Origin of the sequence: Aquabacter sp. L1I39 (assembly GCF_017742835.1) — a bacterium.
Lineage (GTDB): Bacteria > Pseudomonadota > Alphaproteobacteria > Rhizobiales > Xanthobacteraceae > L1I39.
In genome coordinates, this window is sequence record NZ_CP072392.1 from 2,644,374 (window position 1) to 2,664,286 (window position 19,913).

At 68.6% G+C, this 19,913-nt stretch carries 17 protein-coding genes; 3 read left to right on the forward strand and 14 right to left on the reverse strand.

Features of this window, described 5'->3' with window-relative positions:
* Positions 1–16: 16 nt before the first annotated feature.
* From J5J86_RS11630 to J5J86_RS11655, 6 genes are all read right to left on the reverse strand, one after another.
* A complete protein-coding gene (locus tag J5J86_RS11630) occupies positions 17–1,234 on the reverse strand; it encodes a diguanylate cyclase (protein WP_209105093.1) in 1,218 nt (405 codons plus the stop codon).
* 178 nt (positions 1,235–1,412) lie between these two features.
* The gene (locus J5J86_RS11635; protein WP_209105094.1) at positions 1,413–3,842 is read right to left on the reverse strand and encodes an ATP-dependent helicase; all 2,430 of its coding nucleotides are present in this window, start codon (positions 3,840–3,842) and stop codon (positions 1,413–1,415) included.
* A 129-nt stretch (positions 3,843–3,971) separates the two neighbouring features.
* Positions 3,972–4,610 (reverse strand): hypothetical protein, encoded by a 639-nt coding sequence (locus J5J86_RS11640; RefSeq protein WP_209105095.1) that lies wholly within the window; start codon positions 4,608–4,610, stop codon positions 3,972–3,974.
* Between the two features lie 170 nt (positions 4,611–4,780).
* Positions 4,781–5,260, reverse strand: coding sequence for a nickel-responsive transcriptional regulator NikR (gene nikR / locus J5J86_RS11645; RefSeq protein ID WP_209105096.1), 480 nt, complete (start codon positions 5,258–5,260; stop codon positions 4,781–4,783).
* 159 nt (positions 5,261–5,419) lie between these two features.
* Positions 5,420–6,433 (reverse strand): Bug family tripartite tricarboxylate transporter substrate binding protein, encoded by a 1,014-nt coding sequence (locus tag J5J86_RS11650; RefSeq protein WP_209105097.1) that lies wholly within the window; start codon positions 6,431–6,433, stop codon positions 5,420–5,422.
* A 434-nt stretch (positions 6,434–6,867) separates the two neighbouring features.
* Positions 6,868–8,001, reverse strand: coding sequence for an alpha/beta hydrolase (locus tag J5J86_RS11655; protein WP_247658344.1), 1,134 nt, complete (start codon positions 7,999–8,001; stop codon positions 6,868–6,870).
* Between the two features lie 153 nt (positions 8,002–8,154).
* Between J5J86_RS11655 and J5J86_RS11660 the strand changes: the two genes are divergently transcribed.
* Complete coding sequence (locus tag J5J86_RS11660) at positions 8,155–9,210, forward strand: AI-2E family transporter (RefSeq protein ID WP_209105098.1); 1,056 nt, start codon at positions 8,155–8,157, stop codon at positions 9,208–9,210.
* 5 nt (positions 9,211–9,215) lie between these two features.
* On the opposite strand, the gene J5J86_RS11665 is transcribed toward J5J86_RS11660, so the two are convergent.
* The 8 genes from J5J86_RS11665 to J5J86_RS11700 all read right to left on the reverse strand — a co-directional run bounded on the left by J5J86_RS11665 (position 9,216) and on the right by J5J86_RS11700 (position 17,784).
* Positions 9,216–9,998, reverse strand: coding sequence for an SDR family oxidoreductase (locus tag J5J86_RS11665; protein WP_209105099.1), 783 nt, complete (start codon positions 9,996–9,998; stop codon positions 9,216–9,218).
* Positions 9,988–10,677 (reverse strand): 3-isopropylmalate dehydratase small subunit, encoded by a 690-nt coding sequence (gene leuD / locus J5J86_RS11670; protein ID WP_247658353.1) that lies wholly within the window; start codon positions 10,675–10,677, stop codon positions 9,988–9,990. Before leuD ends, J5J86_RS11665 begins: the two co-directional genes overlap by 11 nt.
* Positions 10,674–12,098 (reverse strand): 3-isopropylmalate dehydratase large subunit, encoded by a 1,425-nt coding sequence (leuC, locus tag J5J86_RS11675; RefSeq protein WP_209105100.1) that lies wholly within the window; start codon positions 12,096–12,098, stop codon positions 10,674–10,676. The genes leuD and leuC overlap by 4 nt, the downstream gene beginning before the upstream one ends.
* Positions 12,099–12,108: 10 nt before the next feature.
* Complete coding sequence (locus tag J5J86_RS11680; protein WP_209105101.1) at positions 12,109–13,101, reverse strand: Bug family tripartite tricarboxylate transporter substrate binding protein; 993 nt, start codon at positions 13,099–13,101, stop codon at positions 12,109–12,111.
* Positions 13,102–13,814: 713 nt separating this feature from the next.
* On the reverse strand, positions 13,815–15,191 hold the full coding sequence (locus J5J86_RS11685; protein WP_209105102.1) for an MmgE/PrpD family protein: 1,377 nt from the start codon (positions 15,189–15,191) through the stop codon (positions 13,815–13,817).
* 38 nt (positions 15,192–15,229) lie between these two features.
* Positions 15,230–16,138, reverse strand: a complete 909-nt coding sequence (locus J5J86_RS11690; protein WP_209105103.1) for an NAD(P)-dependent oxidoreductase — start codon at positions 16,136–16,138, stop codon at positions 15,230–15,232.
* A gap of 38 nt (positions 16,139–16,176) precedes the next feature.
* A complete protein-coding gene (locus J5J86_RS11695; RefSeq protein WP_209105104.1) occupies positions 16,177–16,971 on the reverse strand; it encodes an SDR family oxidoreductase in 795 nt (264 codons plus the stop codon).
* Between the two features lie 3 nt (positions 16,972–16,974).
* Positions 16,975–17,784, reverse strand: a complete 810-nt coding sequence (locus J5J86_RS11700) for an N-acyl homoserine lactonase family protein (protein WP_209105105.1) — start codon at positions 17,782–17,784, stop codon at positions 16,975–16,977.
* Between the two features lie 214 nt (positions 17,785–17,998).
* Here J5J86_RS11700 and J5J86_RS11705 point away from each other — a divergent pair, with 214 nt between their 5' ends.
* Both J5J86_RS11705 and tuf read left to right on the forward strand, forming a co-directional pair.
* Positions 17,999–18,409, forward strand: coding sequence for a carboxymuconolactone decarboxylase family protein (locus tag J5J86_RS11705; protein ID WP_209105106.1), 411 nt, complete (start codon positions 17,999–18,001; stop codon positions 18,407–18,409).
* A 347-nt stretch (positions 18,410–18,756) separates the two neighbouring features.
* The coding region (gene tuf, locus J5J86_RS11710; protein WP_209105362.1) for an elongation factor Tu at positions 18,757–19,913 on the forward strand (1,157 nt) is incomplete at its 3' end.

Here is a 19,913-nt window from a genome sequence, read left to right on the forward strand (position 1 = left end):
TGATGCGGGGCCTTGGTCAGGCGTCGGATGCGCCGACGACCCGATTGAGGCCGGCGACCTTGGCGGCATAGACCCGCTGGTCGGCTGCGGACAAGAGGGCAGCGGGCGTTTCTCCGTCCGCGGGGGCGGTGGCGACGCCGATGGCGAGGGTGATTTCGCCGGTTCCCTGATCATAAGCAGCGGCCAGCGTGCGGTCGCGCAACATGGTGGCGACCTGCAGGGCCGCATGGTGGGGCACGCCGGGGGCAATCACCAGCAGTGTGTCTCCTTGCCGCCGGATCAGGAGGTCCGCCACCCGCAGGCTGCCCGCGACCGTGCGGGCCACCTGCAGCAGGAAGGCGTCGGCGGAGGTGGCGTCGGCGCGCTCGCGCGCCTCCCGGGCGCTCTGCACGTCCATCTGGATGAGGCTCACCGGGCGCGCGGCGGCGGCGGCCACGTCGAGCAGGTTCCGGGCAAGGCCCTCGAAGCGGGAATCATCGATGGCCCCGGTCAGCGGGTCCACCCTCGGGCTGAGATCGGCGCTGCGGATGGCGAGCCGTCCCTCATGCACGGGCACGCCTTCCACATGTTTCAGGAAGCCCACGATCACGCCGGCATAAAGGGCGGTGAGAAAGGCCGAGGCGATCCAATTGTCGAGCGCGACCCTGATCGGCAGTTCAAAGCCCGCTTGGAGGGCGGGAAAGAAGAGGATCTGGGCGAGGGTGCCGACCAGGAACAAGGTGAGCCACAGGGACAGCCAGAGCTTCTGGCCCAGGCGGCGCAGCAGGACATCGAGCAGGGGGAAGATGAGCACCGCGCTGAGGAAGATGATCAGCGCGCTCCACAGATTGAGGATCATCGCCTGGCCGAGGCGCGGCAGGTCCGCCATGTAGGGGGTCTGCACGCGCCCCCGCTCCAGCCCCAGGAGGCCCAGCAAGATGGCGAGCAGGAAGCAGCCGAACAGAAGGCCATAGACCGGCTGCCAGGCGGCCGCCTCGCCCTCGCGCAGATAGACCAGCAGCAGGATGCTCAGCAGCCCGGAATAAAGAATGATGCCGCTCGGCGCGAAGGCTAGGCCCAGCGGCAGCGCCATGTAGAAGGTGAGGCTGAGATAGACAGCCATCACATGCACCACCCCGATGGCGGTGAAGAGGGCGCCCAGCCCGACGATGCGGCGGATCCTGAACAGGCCCAGCATGGTCCCCAGATAGACCAGCATTTCCACTGCGATGAGGAGGGGATTGATGGCGCTCATGGCCTCGCGGGGGTGGAGCAGACGGGCCGGTTCGAGCCTGACACCTTCCCTGATACCACCTGCTTACGCACCTGCGAAGGGTTGTAAGCAACTTGTGATACGATAACACATTCGATCGCGCCGGATGCCAGGGCCAAAGGTCGGCCCGAACGGCCTCAGCGTGCCGCTCAAGCCGCGCTCAGGGCTTGTCGAGGAAGCTGTCCAATACGCGCTTCTCGCCGGCCTTCTCGAAGTCGACGGTGAGCTTGTTGCCGTCCACCTCGCGCACGGTGCCGTAGCCGAACTTAATGTGGAACACCCGCTCGCCCAGCTTGAACGCGGATTCGACGCCGGTGGAGGAGGCCACCAGCGCCCCCTCGATCACCGTGCCGCGCGATCCACCGGTGCGGCCATAGCTGGACCCCCGTTCGGAAAAGCCTGACCCGCCGCCGGAGCCCCGCGCCGCCTGGGCGCGGCCCCAGCCGGGGGTGGAATAGGTGGAGGAGGAGAAGGGCTCCACGGTGGCCGCGCGATCAAACCGGCTCTGGCCATAGGAGGAGCCGCCCCAGCCGAAGCCGCCGCGCGATTCCTGCACTTCCACATGGGCGTCGGGCAGTTCGTCCAGGAAACGGCTGGGCACGGTGGAATTCCACATGCCGTGAATGCGCCGGTTGGAGGCGAAATAGACCCGCGCGCTCGCCCGCGCCCGGGTGAGGCCCACATAGGCCAGGCGCCGCTCTTCCTCGAGGCCCGCCTTGCCCTGCTCGTCCAGCGCCCGCTGGTGGGGGAAGAGGCCCTCTTCCCAGCCGGGCAGGAAGACGGTGTCGAATTCCAGCCCCTTGGCGGAATGCAGCGTCATCACCTGCACGGCGTCCTCGCCGGCGCCATTGTCCACGTCCATGACGAGGGAGATGTGCTCCAGGAAGCCCTGGAGATTCTCGAACCCCTCCATGGAGCGGATCAGTTCTTTGAGGTTTTCCAGCCGTCCCGCCGCCTCGGCGGAGCGGTCCTTCTGCCACATCTCCGTATAGCCGCTCTCGTCGAGGACGATCTCGGCCAGTTCGGTGTGCGGCAAGGCGCGGGCCTGCTCGCGCCAGCGGTCGAAGGATTGGAGGAGGCCGCGCAAGGTGCCGCGCACCTTGGGCTTCAATTCCTCGCTCTCGGTCAGCACCCGGGCGGCGTCCTGCAGGGGCACTGCGGCGGCGCGGGCGACATCGTGGATCTGCTTGACGGTGGCATCCCCGATGCCGCGCTTGGGCACGTTCACGATTCGCTCGAAGGCGAGGTCGTCGGCGGCGGAGAGCACGCAGCGCAGATAGGCCAGCGCATCGCGGATTTCCGCGCGCTCATAGAAGCGCGGGCCCCCAATGACGCGATAGGGCAGGCCGAGCGTGACGAAGCGATCCTCGAACTCGCGCATCTGGAAGGAGGCGCGCACCAGGATGGCCACCTGGGAGAGGGGATGGCCGGCGCGGCTGAGCGCCTCGATCTCGTCGCCGATGGCGCGGGCTTCCTCGCCCGAATCCCAGGCGCCGGTCACCGCCACCTTCTCGCCCATCTCTCCTTCGGAGAAGAGCGTCTTGCCGAGCCGGCCCTCATTGTTGGCGATCACATGGGCGGCGGCGCCGAGAATATGGCCCGTGGAGCGGTAATTGCGCTCCAGGCGGATGACGGTGGCGCCGGGAAAATCGCTCTCGAAGCGCAGGATGTTGTCCACTTCCGCGCCGCGCCAGCCATAGATGGACTGGTCGTCATCGCCCACGCAGCACACATTGCGCGAGCCCTGCGCCAGCAGGCGCAGCCACAGATATTGGGCGACGTTGGTGTCCTGGTACTCGTCCACCAGCAGATATTTGAACCGCCGGTGATAATCGGCCAGCACGTCCGGATGCTCGCGGAACAGGCGGATGCCCTCCAGGAGCAGGTCGCCGAAATCCACCGCGTTAAGCGCCTTCAGCCGCGCCTGATAGGCGGCATAAAGGCTCTTGCCCCGGCCATTGGCGAAGGCGGAGCCCTCGCCCGCCGGCACGTGCTCGGGCGAGAGGCCGCGATTCTTCCAGCCGTCGATGGTGGCGGCCAGCAGACGCGCCGGCCAGCGCTTCTCGTCGATGCTCTCGGCGGCCAGCAATTGCTTCAGCAGGCGGATCTGGTCGTCGGTGTCGAGGATGGTGAAGCTGCTTTTCAGCCCCACCAGCTCGCAATGCCGGCGCAGGATGCGCACGCCGATGGAATGGAAGGTGCCGAGCCAGGGCATGCCCTCCACGGCGTCGCCCACCATGGAATGGATGCGCTCCTTCATCTCGCGCGCGGCCTTGTTGGTGAAGGTCACGGCGAGGATCTGCGAGGGGAAGGCGCGGCCGGTGGCCAGGATATGGGCGATGCGGGTGGTCAGAACGCGCGTCTTGCCGGTGCCGGCGCCCGCCAGCACCAGAACCGGGCCGTCCACCGTCTCCACCGCCGCCCGCTGCTCGGGATTGAGGCCGGCCAGATAGGGCCGCGCCGGAGCCGCGCCCGCTCGCGCGCGCTCGGCAATGCCGCCAGGGCGGGGGGCGGGGGCCTCGACGGTGCCCCGTGCAAGGGGGCCCTTAGGATCGGCAGGAATGGACAAAGAACGGTTCTCGTCTCGCATCAGTGATTCTCATGCGAGAACAAAATGGCACCGGCGGGGCCGGATTGCGAGGGGCGGACCCCGATCAATCCGGCTCCGATGGTCCAGAAGGTATTGGGATGAGGCGCGCCCAGGATCAGCGCGCCGGCATCACCAGGCGGCGCGGCAGACGCGCTGAACCCAATAGGGGCTCCACCAGCACTTCAGGAAGGTCGCGTTGCGTTCCATGGGCCGGTAGACGGTGGGGGCGGTGACGATGTTCACCGGGCCGCCGCTGGCGGGCAGGTCGCCGTCGAGCAGGCCGGCATGGAACTTCAGCGTGGTGCCTTCCTGGGTCACGGTGCCCAGTTCCACCACCACCTGGGCGGGGGTCGGGCCAAGCACGGTCAAAGCCGCGTTCGGCGGATCGTTCTTCAGCGCCTGGACGGTGGCGTTCCACAGCTTCACGAACTGCTCGGTGGTCATGGTGCCGCCGATGCGCTCGGGCCGGTCCACCGCGAAGGCTGTGACGGGGGGCACGCCGGTGAGGGTGAGCACCTTGCCGTCGAAGGTCATGCCTGCGGCCTGCTGGATGATGGCCATCTCGATGGGGCGGGCGATGGTGACTTCCGGGCGCTTCGGGGTGCCGGCGGCGGTCATGCCCGCATCCTGGCCGGCCGGCGCCGCATTGCCCTGGGCGGGAGCGGCGGGGGCCTGCGCGGCCGGAGCCGGGGCGGCGGGCGTCTGCGCCGAGGCCGCGAACGCGGAAGCCGCCAGGACGAGTGCTGCCATGGGTGCAATGAAACGCATGGACCTGTCTTCCTTCATGTGTCGTCGCCCCGCGCCCGGACGCCGCGTTTCCGCGCGCATCGGGCCGCTTGATGCGACGAGAGGTGCCGGTTCCGGCTGTCGAGCGCGCGAGACCCTATACCGGAACAGGCGGGCAAACAAACCGCCCGCGCACCCCTTTCCCGTCGCGCTCAGCCTTCCCCACCGTCCGGCCCGTGCGCATGGGCATGGCCATGCGTGTGGCCGTGGGTGTGCCCGTGCGGATGGGGCGGGTCGGCCGGAATGAGCACCAGTCGGCCGTGGCGCACGCCGCGCTCGGCGATCAGATGCTCGGAGAAATGGCGCAGGTCCGGTGTCGCGCCACGCAGCAGGGCCACTTCCAGGCATTGGTCGTGGTCGAGATGCATGTGCATGGTGCACACGGACAAATCATGGTGCTGATGGTGCGCCTCGGTCAGGCGCTTGGCCATGTTCCGCGCCTCGTGGTCATAGAGATAGACCAGGGCGCCGACGCTGTGCTGGCTCTCGCCCGCCTGTTCGGTGGCCTCCCGCAGGCCGGAGCGCACCAGGTCGCGCACCGCCTCCGAGCGGTTCTGATAGCCCCGCGTCTCGATGAAGCGGTCGAGTTCGGCCACCAGGTCTTCGTCCAGCGTCACCGTCACGCGCTGCATGGCGTCCCCCGCAGGTGAGGCGGGGCACGGCCCGCTTCTCCTCTTGTTAGAGCATTTCCGAGCGAAGTGGGAACCGGTTCGCGTGAAGGAAATGCGTCAAAACAAAGAGATAGAGGGCGGGCCGGCAGGTCCATGGGCCTCGTGGCGCGGAGAGGCGCCTCACTCCACGGTGATGTTGGCCTCCTTGGCGATGGCCGACCACTTGGCCACTTCCGCCTTGATGAAGGCGCCGAACTGCGCCGGCGTGTCGCCCACCGCTTCGGTGGCCTGGGCGGCGAGCAGGGCCTTGGTCTCGGGGTCGGCCAGGATCTTCACGATGGCGCCATTGAGCTTGGCGACGATGTCGTCGGGCGTGCCGGCCGGGGCGAGGATGCCGTGCCAGCCCACCGCATCAAACTCGGGAAAGCCGCTCTGGGCCAAGGTCGGCACGTCCGGCAGGACGGGCGAGCGGTTCTTGCCGGTCACCGCGATGGCGCGCAGCTTGCCGGCGCGCACATTGGCGAGCGCCGAGAAGGGATCGGAGAAGACGAGGTCCAGCTGTCCGCTCATCAAATCGGTCACGGCGGGGGCCGTGCCGCGATAGGGCACGTGCAGCAGCTTGATGCCGGCGGAGGCGGCGAACATCTCCGCCACCAGGTGGTTGGCCCCGCCAATGCCGTAGCTGCCGAAGGTCACCGCGCCCGGCTTGGCCTTGGCGGCGGCCACCAGGGCCTGGACGGTGGTGTAGGGCGAGGCGCCGTTGACCACCATCACATAGGGATATTCGGTGAGCCGGACCACCGGCGCGAAATCCTTGATCGGATCGTATTTCAGGTCCTTGTAGACGGCCGGATTGATGGAGATGGGGCCGGACTGACCCAAGAGAAGCGTGTAGCCGTCCGGCTTGGCGCGGGCCACCGCCTGGGTGCCGATGATGGCGGCCGCGCCCGTGCGGTTCTCCACCACCACGGGCTGGCCGAGCTTGTCGCCGAGGCGCTGGGCCACGATGCGGGCCACCGCATCCGCGCCGCCGCCGGCGGCAAACGGCACGATGAGGGTGATGGTGCGGGTGGGATAGTCCTCGGCACGCGCGGCCTCGGTGAGGAAGGGAGCCGCCACGAAGGCGGCGAGGGCGGCGCCCAGGATCGCGGCGCGGCGGCCGGCGCGGGCCAGCAGGGTCGGGTGCAAGAGCATGTCCTCCCGTGCCCTTGTGATTGGTGGCGCCGGGATGGGCACGGACAATCGCCGGCGCGTGGGCAAGAGCCTTAAAGCAGGTGGTACGGTAATTCAATCATACAATTTCACCTCCCGGCGCGATGCGGCCGGTGGTGGGCTGCCGCAGCGTGAGGCGGGCAGCGGGGCGCCGCGCTGGAGGAGAATGCCGAATGAGACCCGGGGGTGCGCGCAGGAAGGCTGCCGAGGCTGGCGCGGCGCGCGGGCCGGTGCATCGCCGATCGCAGCGGCGCGCCGCCTTTCGCCGGACCCCGGCCAACGGCCAGCTCGCGCCCTTCAGCTTTTCATGGAAGCCCTGAAGGGCGCTATCTCTTTGTTTTCACGCATTGCCTTCACGCGAACCGGTTCCCGCTTCGCGCGGAAATGCTCTAAGCGCCAGGTGCCCGCCGCGGCGATCAGTTCCGCGCGCCGGCTGCAAACACGGTGATGGGGGCGGTGACCACCGCGCCGATCACCCCGCCCACCGCCTCGGCGGCGGTGGCGCCGGTCAGTTCCTGGTCGGAAATGGTCTGGCCGGCCATCATGCGGTTGCCGAGAATCTGCACCATTTCCGGCGTGGTGGCGAACTTGGAATGGTTGAGCGCATCCCCGCCCTGCAAGGCGGTGAGGTCGAGCACCACGATGCCGCTGGTGGCTTCCAGCTGCGACTTGTAGGGCTCCTGCGACAGGTCCACCGCGCCCACCCGCGTCACATTGCCGGAAATGGCCCGCGACAGGCTGAGCGCGTGGTCGTTGCGGGAGACGAAGATGGTCATGTTGGGCCGGTTCGGCCCCATCTCCATCACCTGGCGGCGGAACACGTCGATGTCGAGGTCGGGGGAGGCGAGCACCACATTGGTGAGCTTCTTGGGGATGCGCCCGTCGGTGAGCGCCATCTGCCTGAGCGCCTCCACGGTGAGCCAGGCGCCCATGGAATGGGCCATGACCACCACCTCGTCCACCAGCGGGCTCTTCGCCGCCGACCGCAGCACGTCGGCGAGGTCCGAGCGGGAGAAATTGGCGCTTTCCCGGTCGTACATATAGTCGAACACGCTGCCGCGGGACGGCCAGGAGAACAGCACCGGCACCCAGCGCGAGCCGGTGTCGTGGACGATCTGGGCGAAGCGGAAGACCGAGGCGTCAAAGCGGGTGTTGAAGCCGTGGACGAACACCAGCACCCGCCTCTTGCCGCCCGCATGGGCCTTGAACCAGGGCAGGAGGCCCGCGCGGGGCAGGGCGGAAATCTCGGTGACGGCGAATTCCCGCGCCGGATCGCCCGGCCCTTGGCGCGGCCACTGGATGGAGCCCACCGCCCGGTCGGGCGGCACCGAGACAACCACATTGGTGAAGGACAAGGTGTCGCTGCGCTCGCCGGTGAAGACCTCGCCGGGCGCGTCGGAGGGGGCGCGGGTGGTGGCCACCAGCATGTCCACCTTGTCGGTGGCCACGGTGGGATCGGCCACGGGGAGCAGCACGCCCTGAGGGCGCGCGCAGGCGGCAAGCGCGAGCACCAGCCCCGCCACGCATAGGCCCCGGATCAAAGCTGCCACGCCCACTTGGCCCTCACAATGCACCTGTCCCTTCTTCCTATCTCATTGCTCCACCGAAATGAATGGCGGCCCAATGGCGGGACGGCAGCCGGCTCCGGTTGACATTGGGTCAGCCGCCTCGCACTGCTGCGTTCGGGATCTGGAGGGGTGGGCATGTCGGGCGTGGATCGGGGCACCAGCGTGGCGGTGGCGCTTATGGCGGCCATCCTGATCTTCGGCGCGCTGGCGCTGGCGCAGGCCATCGTGGTGCCGCTGGCCTTCGCGCTCTTCACCATCGCCATCGTCTGGCCGCTCCAGCGGGCGCTTCAGAAGCATCTGCCGAACCTCGTCGCGGTGGCGCTCACGCTGGTGGTGACGCTGGTGGTGGTGGCCTCGGTGACCGGCGCGGTGGTCTGGGGCTTCGGGCGGGTGGCGCAATGGATCTTCGCCAATGTGGCCCGCTTCCAGCTGCTCTATGGCCAGGCCTCCGACTGGCTGGAGGGCCACGGCTTCCTGCTGGCTTCCGTCTTTTCCGAGAATTTCGACGTGCGCTGGATGCTGCGCCTGGTGCAGGAGGTCTCGGGGCGGCTCCAGGGGCTCGCCTCCTTCCTCATCATCACGCTGGTCTATGTGCTGCTGGGCCTCCTGGAGGTGAATGCCTTCAAGAGCCAGGTGGCTCGGCTGAAGCGCCAGGACATCGCGGCCTATCTGACCGAGACCGGCGCCCATATCGCCGCCCGCTTCCAGAAATACATGGCTGTGCGCACCTATATGAGCATCGCCACGGGCGCGGTGGTGTGGGCCTTCACGCTGGCGGCGGGCATGGAACTGGCCACCGCCTGGGGCGCCATCGCCTTCGCGCTGAACTATATCCCTTTCATCGGGCCATTCGTGGCCACCTTCCTGCCCACCCTGTTCGCGCTTGCCCAGTTCGAATCCTGGCAGATGGCGCTCCTGGTGTTTGCCTGCCTGAACGTGATCCAGTTCCTGTCGGGGAGCTATCTGGAGCCGCGCATGGCCGGCAAGGCGCTGGCCATCTCGCCGACCATGGTGCTGTTCGCGGTCTTCTTCTGGGCCTTCCTGTGGGGGCTGGCGGGGGCCTTTATCGGCGTGCCCATTGTCATCGCCGCGCTCACCGCCTGCGCCCATTCCAGTTCCGCGCGCTGGATCGCCGATCTCTTTTCCGGCGAGGTCGCCCCGCCTCCTGCGGGCGAGGCGCCTGCGGCCTGACCCGTTCAGATCCCCCGGCGGGCGCCGGAATCGATCTCGATGGCCGAGCCGTTGAGATAGTCCGCCCGGCGGGAGAGCAGGAAGGCGGTCAGCTCCCCCACTTCCGACGGCTCGCCGAAGCGGCGCACGCCCAGCTTCTGAAGCAGCACCGTTTCCGCCTCTTCCGGCGCGCAGCCGGTCTGCTCCACGGTGGCCCGCAGGGAATGGGCGAGGCGGTCGGTGCGGAAGAAGCCGGGATTGATGGCATTCACCCGCACCCCGTCGCGGATGCCCACGTCCGCCAGGGCCTTGGTGAAATTGAGCAGGGCGGCATTGACCGAGCCGCCGATGGTAAAGTCGCCGGCGGGCATGCGCCCCCCGAGGCCGGCAATGTTCACGATGGCGCCACCCCCGGCCTTCAGGCTGGGCCACAGCGCGCGCGAGAGCCGCACGGCGGCGCGCAGCTTCAGGTCATAGCCGGTGTCCCAGTCCGCTTCCGTGAGCGAGAAGAAGTCGCCGCGCTTGGTGGCGCCCGCGCAATTCACAAGGCCATGGAGCGCGCCTTGCGCCTCAGCCGCCCGCGCCGCGCCTTCCACGCCCTCCAGCGTGGAGAGATCCGCTCCGTGGGTGGCCACGCTCACGCCGAACGTCTCGGCGAGCTCGGCGCCGAAGCGGGCGAGGGCGGCGCCATCGCGGGCGAGCAGAACGAGGTTCATGCCCTCCTTGGCCAGCTCCCGCGCAATGGCCGCGCCGAGGCCCCGGCTTCCGCCGGTGATGACGGCGCGGCGGCCCTTCAGCTCAAGATCCATGCGTCTTTTCCTCAATTTTTGTCCGGCCTGCCAGCCAGGGCGTGTCCCGGAAATGGCGGTCCTCGAAGGCCAGGATGTCGTCTTCGTAGCGCAGGGTATCGGCGATGTCGTCGATGCCCGCCAGGAGGCGGTGGCGGGCGAGCGGGCTCACCTCGAACGGCAGGGCGCGGCCATCGGCCAGCCGGACCACCTGCGCCTCAAGGGCCACCTCCACCTCTTCGCCCGCCTCCGCCGCCGCCATCACGGCGTCCAGCTGCGGGCGGGGGAGGGGCACGGGCAACAGGCGGTTCTTGATGCAATTGTTCTGGAAGATCTCGGCGAAGGAGGGCGCGATCACCGCCCGTATGCCGAAATCCGCCAGCGCCCAGGCCGCGTGTTCGCGCGATGAGCCGCAGCCGAAATTCTCGTGCGCCACCAGGAGGGCGGCGTGCCGCCAGGGCTCACGGTTCAGCACGAAGTCCGGCCGCTCCCGGCCTTCGCCGTCGAAGCGATAGGGCCGCAGCAGGCCCCAGCCGAGCCCCTTGCGGGTCACCGCGCGCATCAGGTCCTTGGGGGCGATGATGTCGGTGTTCACATTGGCGATGGGCAGAGGCGCGGCAATGCCCTTCAGGCGCGTGAAGCGCCGCTCGGCGGGAACCGCCTCGCTCATGGGGGTGTCGCTCATGGGGGGCGAGCTCATGGCGCCAGCGTCCTCACATCGACGAAATGACCGGCGAGGGCGGCGGCGGCGGCCATGGGCGGGCTGACGAGATGGGTCAGCCCTTCCGGCCCCTGGCGCCCCTCGAAATTGCGGTTGGAGGTGGAGGCGCAGCGTTCTCCCGGCTTCAGGCGGTCGGCATTCAGGCCGATGCACATGGAGCAGCCCGCCTCCCGCCATTCAAAGCCCGCTTCCTTCAGGATGGCGGCGATGCCCTCTTCCTCCGCCCTCCGCTTCACCTGCGCCGAGCCCGGCACCACCAGAGCGGTCACCCGTGGGTTCACCTTGCGACCCCTGGCCACCGCCGCCACCGCCCGCAGATCCTCGATGCGGGCATTGGTGCACGAGCCGATGAAGACCTTGTCGACGGGAATGTCGGCGATCCGCTGGCCGGGGGTCAGGCGCATATAAGAAAGCGCCCGCGCCATGGCCTCGGCCTCCCCCGGACGCGTGGCGCGGGCGGGATCGGGCACCCGGCCGGAGACGGGCACCACATCGTCAGGGCTGGTGCCCCAGGTGACCATGGGTTCCACGGTGGCCGCATCGATCGCCACTTCCCGATCGAATTCCGCGTCATGGTCCGTGAAGAGGTGGCTCCATTTTTCCACCGCGCGGTCGAAGTCCGTGCCCTGCGGCGCGAAGGGCCGGCCCTTCAGATAGGCGAAGGTGGTGTCGTCCGGCGCGATCATGCCCGCCCGCGCCCCGGCCTCGATGGCCATGCTGGACAAAGTGAGCCGGCCCTCCATGGAGAGGCCCGCCACCGTCTCGCCGGCAAATTCCACCACATGCCCCGTAGCACCCGCCGCCCCGATGCGCCCGATGACGGCGAGGATGAGGTCCTTCGCCGTCACGCCTAGCCCCAGGCGCCCATCGGCGCGGATGCGCAAGGTGCGGGCGGGCTTCTGGAGCAGCGTCTGGGTGGCGAGGATATGCTCCACCTCGGAGGTGCCGACCCCCACCGCATAGGCGCCGAACGCCCCGTGGGTGGGGGTGTGGCTGTCGCCGCAGGCAATGGTGAGGCCCGGCTGGGTGAGGCCCAGTTCCGGGCCGATCACATGGACGATGCCCTGCCGGGGATCCTTCATGTCGAAATAGGAGATGCCGAACTCGGCGGTGTTCGCCCGCAGCAAGGCGAGCTGGGCGCGGCCGTCCGCCTCGCCGCTGTCGTCAGTCCGGCCGGGGAGGGTGGGGATATTGTGGTCGGCCACGGCGAAGGTGGCCTGCGGCCGGCGCACCCGCCGCCCGGCGTCCCGCAGGGCCTCGAAGGCCTGCGGGCTGGTCACCTCGAACACGAAGTGGCGGTCCACATAAAGGAGGCAGGAGCCGTCCTCATAGGTGCGGATCACATGGGCGTCCCACACCTTGTCATACAGCGTGCGGGGCCGGGGGGAGGGGGCGCTCATCGGTCGGTCCTCACTCCAGCTTGATGCCGGCCTTCTCCACCACGCCCGACCAGACCTTCAATTCGCTGGCGGTGTAGGCGCCCAGTTCCTTGGGGCCCATATAGACCGCATAGGAGCCGCTCTGTTCCGCCGCGTCCTGGAACGCCTTGGTCTCAACCACCGTCTTCACCGCCCCGGCCAGCTTCTCGATGATGGCGGGCGGCGTGCCGGCGGGGGCATAGAGGGCGTACCAGGCCTCAAGCTGAAGGTTGGGCAGTCCGGCTTCCACCACGGTGGGGATGTCCTTCACCATGGGCAGGCGCTGGTCGCTGGTCACCGCGAGGCCGCGCACCGTGCCGTTCTGGAGGAAGCCCACCAGGGACTGGGGCGTGTTGATGAAGAGATCCACATTGCCCGCCACCAGGTCCGTCACCGCCGGGCCCGAGCCGCGATAGGGCACATGGGTCATGGTCACGCCGGTCTGCTGGGCGAACATCTCGCCGCCAATATGGCTGAGCGAGCCCTGGCCCACCGAGGCATAGTTCAGCTTGCCGGGATTGGCCTTGCCATAGGCGATGAGGTCGGCGAGCGTCTTCACCGGCAGGCCGGCTTTCACGGTGATGATGTGCGGCGCCTTCAGCACCAAGGCGATGGGCGCGAAGCTCTTGATGGGGTCCCACTGGAGCGAGGTGGGAAAGAGCGAGGGGTTCACCACCTGATAGCCCGAATAGGCCATCAGCAGCGTGTAGCCATCGGGCGCCGCGCGGGCCACCGCCCCGGTGCCGATATTGCCGGAGGCGCCGCCCTTGTTCTCCACCACGAAAGGCTGGCCCAGCTCCTTCTGGAGCCCGGAAGCCACCAGCCGCCCTACCATGTCCGTGCCGCCGCCAGGGGGCGAGCCCACCACGATGGTCACCGGGCGGGTAGGATAATCGAGCGCGAATGCGGGCGCGGCACAGAGGGCGAGGGTGGTGGCCGCGAGCACGCTTAAGGCGCGGCGGCGGGTGAGGGCGTGAAGGGTCATTGGCGTTTCCTCCTGGGCGCGGCTTTTCTTGGATTGTTTCGGTCCGGGTAACCCGGCCGTCGCCGCGCGGGTGATGGGTGTACTGTCAGAATGGTCTTATGATCATACAATCAGACATGAAGATCAAGCCGGCGTTGGATTCCCGCATCGCGCAACTCTGCTCTCTCCGCCGCGCCGCGCCCCCTCTCCCGCGAAGCGGGGGAGGGCAGGGGAGGGGGCGAAAGGGCCAGGGGAACGAACGGTGGGCCGGTGTCGCGCTGAGCGTGGGACCGGGCAAGGAGAAGACGAAGCCAGCCGCCCCCGCGCCGGCCCTTTCCCGAGCGGCCCCCTCCCCAGCCCTCCCCCGCAAGCGGGAGAGGGAGCAGGGCCGGCGGGCGGCGCGGGCGTGGAGCGTGTCGGCGGGATGCTTCTCGCTTGAGAAGACCCGAGGCGCCGAACCTCGGCCCGCCTTGCCAAAGCCTGCACGCGGCTCTCCACCCGGCGAGCCAGACTCCCTCTCCCGCGAAGCGGGGGAGGGCAGGGGAGGGGGCGAAGCGGGGGAGGGTGGGGAGGGGGGAAAGGGCGACCGCGCCACCAAGGCAACGCTGAAGAATTGCGCAAGGCGAAAGCGGGCCGCCGCGCCGGCCCTTCCCCGCGCGCCCCCCTCCCCACTCCTCGCCCGCAAGCGGGAGAGGGAGCAGGGCCGGCGGGCGGGCGGCTTCCAGGCCCCCGCCTCACGGCCGCGCATGGCGCAGGAGCGTGGCGGCATCAGAGAGGTCTTCCAGGCTCCACACCGCGTCGATGAGCGCATCGGGCGCGCAACCTTCGGCGAGGGGAGCCAGCGTGCGCAGCTTGTGCTCCAGGTCGGCGTCGGAGAGCGGGCGGCCCCTGCTGCCCAGCGCATGGGCCACCTCCTCGGTCACCGTGCGGCCATCCGCGAAGCGGAGGGAGACGACGGCGGCCTCCACCTCCATGGCCGGGTCATCCTCCATGCGCACCTTGGCGCGCAGGGCCTGGACGGCGGGGTCGCAGACGCGGGCGGTGGTGTATTGGGTCAAGCCCGCCGCCCCGTCGATCAGCACGGCGGCCACCGTGTGATGGGCGCTGACCTGGGCTTCGCGTCCCGTGCTCACATGGGGCCGGTCGGTGCGCTGGCGCAGCAGGGGATGGCCGCGCACCACGATTTCGGCGATGGCCGAAACGTCGAAGCCCGGTGCCGCCCGCAAGGCAAGGCAGGCATCGGTGACGGGGTGCAGCACCACGCCGGAGGGATAGGGCTTATAGGTGTTCTCTGCCAATTCCCACGTCTCGCCCAGCCCCATTGTGAGATCCTCCGGCCGGGGATCGTCGCAGGTGAGGTTGAGGAAGCCGCGTTCCCCGTCCAGCGGGCGGGCGGGGCCATAGGCGCCGTTGCGGGCGGCGAAGGCGGAGATGAGGCCGTTGCGGGCGGAATTGCCCACGCCAAAGCTCTTGGCCGGCGTGCCCAGCGCCTCCACCAGCCCGCAGGCCTGCGCGGCCGCATGGCCGAAGGCGTCCCGCACCCGGAGCGCATCGAGCCCCAGCGCCCGCCCGGAGGCGGCCGCCGCGCCGAACACGCCGCAGGTGGCGGTGATGTGCCAGCCGCGCGCATAATGGCCGGGCGAGACCGCATTGCCGATCCGGCACTCCACCTCCACGCCCAGGATGAAGGCGGCGAGGAAGTCCCGCCCGCTCATCACCCGCCCATCGGGCCTGAGTTCGGCGAGCGCCAGCAAGGCCGGGGCGACGGGGGCGGTGGGGTGGATGACGGTGCCGGGATGGGTGTCGTCGAAGTCGAAGACATTGGCGGCGGCGGCATTCAGGAAGGCGGCGGTGGGCGCATCCACCCGTCCGCCGCGCCCGATCTGGGTGGCCACCTGCGGCCCGCAGAAGGGGGCGAGCGCCCCCCACAGGCTCTCAATGGCCGGATCGCACGCGCCCGCAAAGGCGGTGGCGAACATGTTCAAGAGCGAGCGGCGCGCCTCGTGCCGCACGGCGGGGGGAATGGCCTCATAGCAATAATCCGCCACGAACGCGGCGAGGCGGTCGCTGGCGGAGAGGGGGGCGACGGCGGCCTTGTCTGCGGGAATCATCGACGCCTCCTTCGGGCTGGCGGGTGAGGGAACGCGCCTCAGGCCTTGGCGGCCTTGCCGCGCACTTCCGCGCCCGCCCATTCCTCCACGGTGCGCACCATGTTGGTCATGTCCGCGTCCGCCCCGAACTTCTCCCGCGTGATGGTGAGAAGCTGGCGCACCGCGCTGCCCACGATCATGGGCACGCCCAAGGCTTCCGCCTCGTCGAGGCACAGGCGGATGTCCTTGGAGGACAGGCCCACCGCGAAGCCGAAGTCGAAGGTGCGGGGCAGGACGAAATTGGGGATCTTGTCGGTGGTGGCGCTGTTTCGGCCGCTGCCGGCATTCAGCACGTCGATCATCACGTCCGCGTCGAGGCCGGCCTTGGCGCCCATGACCATCACCTCGGACGAGATGGCCAGCGCCGCCACCGAGGCCATATTGTTGATGACCTTCATGGTCTGCGCCATGCCGGGCTCCTGGCCCACATGGAACACCTTGCCCAGGTTCAAGAGCATGGGCTTGACGGTCTCGAACACCTCGGTCCGCCCCGCCGCCATCATGGCGAGCGTGCCCTTGCGCGCGCCGGCGACCCCGCCGCTCACCGGGCAGTCCACGGTGTCGACGCCCTTCTCCTTCAAGGCGCGCGCCACGTCCGCCTCGGCGCGGGGGCCGGTGGTGGAGAGGTCCACGAAGATGCGCATGGCGCCGCCCGAAGACAGGCCATCAGCCCCGAGCGCCACCGCCTTCACCACGTCCGGTGTCGGCAGGGAGACGAAGACGATGCGCGCGGCCGCGCCGACTTCGGCGGGGGAGGCCGCTTTGCGGGCGCCGCGCTCCACCAGGGGGGCAAGGGCGGCGGGGCTGGGGTCGAACACCACGAGGTCATAGCCGGCGTCCAGAAGGCGGCCCGCCATGGGTCCGCCCATGCGGCCCGTGCCCACAAATCCGATGGTCTTGTCGTTCACGTCGTCCTCCGGGAACTTTTGAAAACGCGAAAAAGGGGTCAGCTGGCGAGCCAGGCGCCATCCACCGGCAGCACGGCGCCATTGATGTCGCGGGCGGCGGGGCTGCACAGGAAGGAAACCAGCGCCGCCACCGCCTCCATGGAGGCAAAGCGCCCGCTGGGATGGCGGTCGGCCAGATAGGCGCGGGTGGCCTCCTCCACGCTCACCCCTTCGTCCCGCGCGATGCCGGCGATCTTGCCGGTAATGGCGGGGGTGGGCAGCACGCCGGGGCAGACCGCGTTGCAGGTGATCTCGTCCGTCGCCACCTCCAGCGCCACCGTGCGGGTGAGGCCGAGAAGGCCGGTCTTGGTGGTCACATAGTCCACCCGGTTGGCGATGCCCTTGAAGCTATAGACCGAGGCCACGTTGAGGATGCGTCCGAAGCCCTTCTCCCGCATGCCCGGCAGCACCCGGCGGATGGCATGGAAGGGCGCGGACAGGTTCACCGCCAGCGCCAGCTCCCACTTTTCGGGCGGATAGGCCTCGATGGGCGAGGTGTGCCGCACCACCGCATTGTTGACGAGGATGTCCACCGCGCCATGCCGCGCCTGCGCCCCATCGATCAGGCCGACGAGGGCGGCGGGGGCGGAAATATCGGCAGGCTCATAGGCGGCCGCGCCGCCCAGCATGTTCAGGCGGGTAATCTCGTCCGCCATCTCCGCCTCGGGCAGGAGGCCGGTGAGCATGACACGGGCGCCCTGGGCGACGAGGTATTCGGCGATGGCGTGGCCGAGGCCGCCGGTGGAGCCGGTGACGAGGGCGCTGCGGCCGGCGAGGGGGAGAGGTGTGTTCACCGCTCAGCCCCGCGCCCGGGGCGGCACGTCGAGGCGGGCGACGATGCCCTCCAGTTCCGGCGCGGGCGGGGGATAAAGGCTCATCACCAGCGGGTCATGGCCGGGGATCACATGGTCCGGCGACGAGGCGAGGCGATAGAGGGTCTCGTAGCCCTCCATGAGGTCCTCGATGGAATGGACCACCGGGAAGGCGAGGCGGCCTTCCATGTTCTGGTAGAGGTGGGAAGCATCGGAGGCCACCACCACATGGCCGCGCTTCGTCAGCACGCGGACCACCTGGAGGCCCTTGGCATGGCCGCCCGTGCGGTGGACGGTGAGGCCGGGCACGATCTCCTCGGCCCCCTCATGGAAGGCGACCCGCCCCGCATAGACGCAGCGCACGAAGGAGACCACATGCTCCACGTCATAAGCATGCCGCAGCGGCTCGTGGCACATGCACCGCCCGGTGGCAAAGCTCACCTCGCCGTCCTGCACATGGAAGCGGGCGCGGGGGAAGTCTCCCAGCGTGCCCGCATGGTCGAAATGCAGGTGGGTGATGATGACGTGGTCAATGGCCTTGGCGTCGATGCCCAGCAGGGCCAGCGCATCGGCGGGCCGGCGCAGCAATGTGCGCTTGCGGGCATCGGCGGTGGCCTGGTCCATGCCGGTGTCGATGACGAACACCGCGTCCGAGCGGCGGGCCACCCAGACATAATAAGACAGGTCCGACCCCATCTTGTCGGGGGCGCCGCCCAGCACGTTCTGGCACTCCAGCCGGCCGGAATTGGTGCCGTAGCGGATGGCGAACAGCTCGAACGGCTCGATGGCGGTCATGGGGCTTTCCTCCCGCCGGCGTTCCGGCGCCTTCCGCTGGAAGTGTTGTATTCCAACGTTTCTTGTTCGTATGACCGTATGCCTATCATACAATTTTCTTGACGGTCAATGGCTCTCGTCGTAAGCGGGAAGGGTTCAAAACGGGGTGCCGTGTTGCGCCCCCACCGGCCATCGGGCGCCGATCCGGGCCGGTCAAACCATAAGAGGCTTTGGCATGGCGATGCGTCCCGAATTTGAAACCGAGATGTTCCAGAAGGGCCTCGCCGTGCGGCGCGAAGTGCTGGGCTCCGCCTATGTGGACCGCTCGGTGGCCAATGCCGACGATTTCACCGCCCCGCTCCAGAAGCTCGTCACCGAATGGTGCTGGGGCGAGATCTGGAACCGCCCGGGCCTCGACCGGCGCACCCGCTCCTTCCTCAACCTCGCCATGCTCACGGCGCTGAACCGCCCGCACGAGATCCGCCTCCATGTGCGCGGCGCCATCAATAATGGCCTGACCCAGGAAGAGCTGAAGGAAATCGTGCTCCAGGCCGCCATCTATTGCGGCGTGCCGGCGGCACTGGACGCCATGAAGGTGGTGGTGGAGGTCATCAATGAGATGAAGGCCTCCGGCGAGCTGAAGTAGGCCTGCCCGGGCGCCGAAGGTCTTTTTCCCCCTCCCCCAGCCCTCCCCCGCTTTGCGGGAGAGGGGGTCTGTTCCGCCGGGGCAGAGGTCGGGATGATGGACGCGGAGACAAAGCAGAGCCACCGCCCCGCCAAGCGCGCCGCAGTCCCCTCTCCCGCAAAGCGGGGGAGGGATAGGGAGGGGGGGGCATGGCCGGCTCAAACATGCCGTTCATAAGAAAAATATCCTAGATCATATTCCTATTCCGTTCGACCTCTGTTATCGTGTCCTCACCTGGCACCAAGGAGGGGCGCGTCCGGAGCGGCCTGACGGGTGGTGTCGGGGGCGGGTGTCCGACGGGACGGGGAATGGCCAAAGAGAAATTCAACCGCTCGAAGCCGCACTGCAACATCGGCACGATCGGTCACGTTGACCACGGCAAGACGTCGCTGACGGCTGCGATCACGAAGATCCTGGCTGAGACGGGCGGCGCGACGTTCACGGCGTATGACCAGATCGACAAGGCGCCGGAAGAGAAGGCGCGCGGCATCACGATCTCGACGGCGCACGTGGAATACGAGACCACGAACCGGCACTATGCGCACGTGGACTGCCCCGGCCACGCCGACTATGTGAAGAACATGATCACCGGCGCGGCGCAGATGGACGGCGCGATCCTGGTGGTGTCGGCGGCGGACGGCCCGATGCCGCAGACCCGCGAGCACATCCTGCTGGCCCGCCAGGTGGGCGTGCCCGCGCTGGTGGTGTTCCTGAACAAGTGCGACATGGTGGATGATCCCGAGCTTCTGGAGCTCGTGGAGATGGAAGTGCGCGAGCTTCTGTCCAAGTACGACTTCCCCGGCGACGACATCCCGATCGTGCGCGGCTCGGCCCTGGTGGCGCTGGAGAACGGCAATCCCGATCTCGGCAAGAACGCCATCCTGAAGCTGATGGAAGAGGTCGACGCCTACATTCCCCAGCCCGAGCGCCCGATCGACCAGCCCTTCCTGATGCCGATCGAAGACGTGTTCTCGATCTCCGGCCGCGGCACGGTGGTGACCGGTCGCGTGGAGCGCGGCATCATCAAGGTGGGCGAGGAAGTGGAAATCGTCGGCATCCGTCCGACCGTGAAGACCACGGTGACCGGCGTCGAAATGTTCCGCAAGCTGCTGGACCAGGGCCAGGCTGGCGATAACGTCGGCATCCTGCTGCGCGGCACCAAGCGCGAGGACGTGGAGCGTGGCCAGGTCGTGTGCAAGCCCGGCTCGGTGAAGCCCCACACCAAGTTCAAGGCCGAAGCCTACATCCTGACCAAGGAAGAGGGCGGCCGCCACACCCCGTTCTTCACCAACTATCGCCCGCAATTCTACTTCCGCACCACGGACGTGACGGGCGTGTGCACCCTGCCGGAAGGCACGGAAATGGTGATGCCGGGCGATAACGTCTCCATGGACGTGCACCTGATCGTGCCGATCGCCATGGAAGAGAAGCTGCGCTTCGCGATCCGCGAAGGTGGCCGCACGGT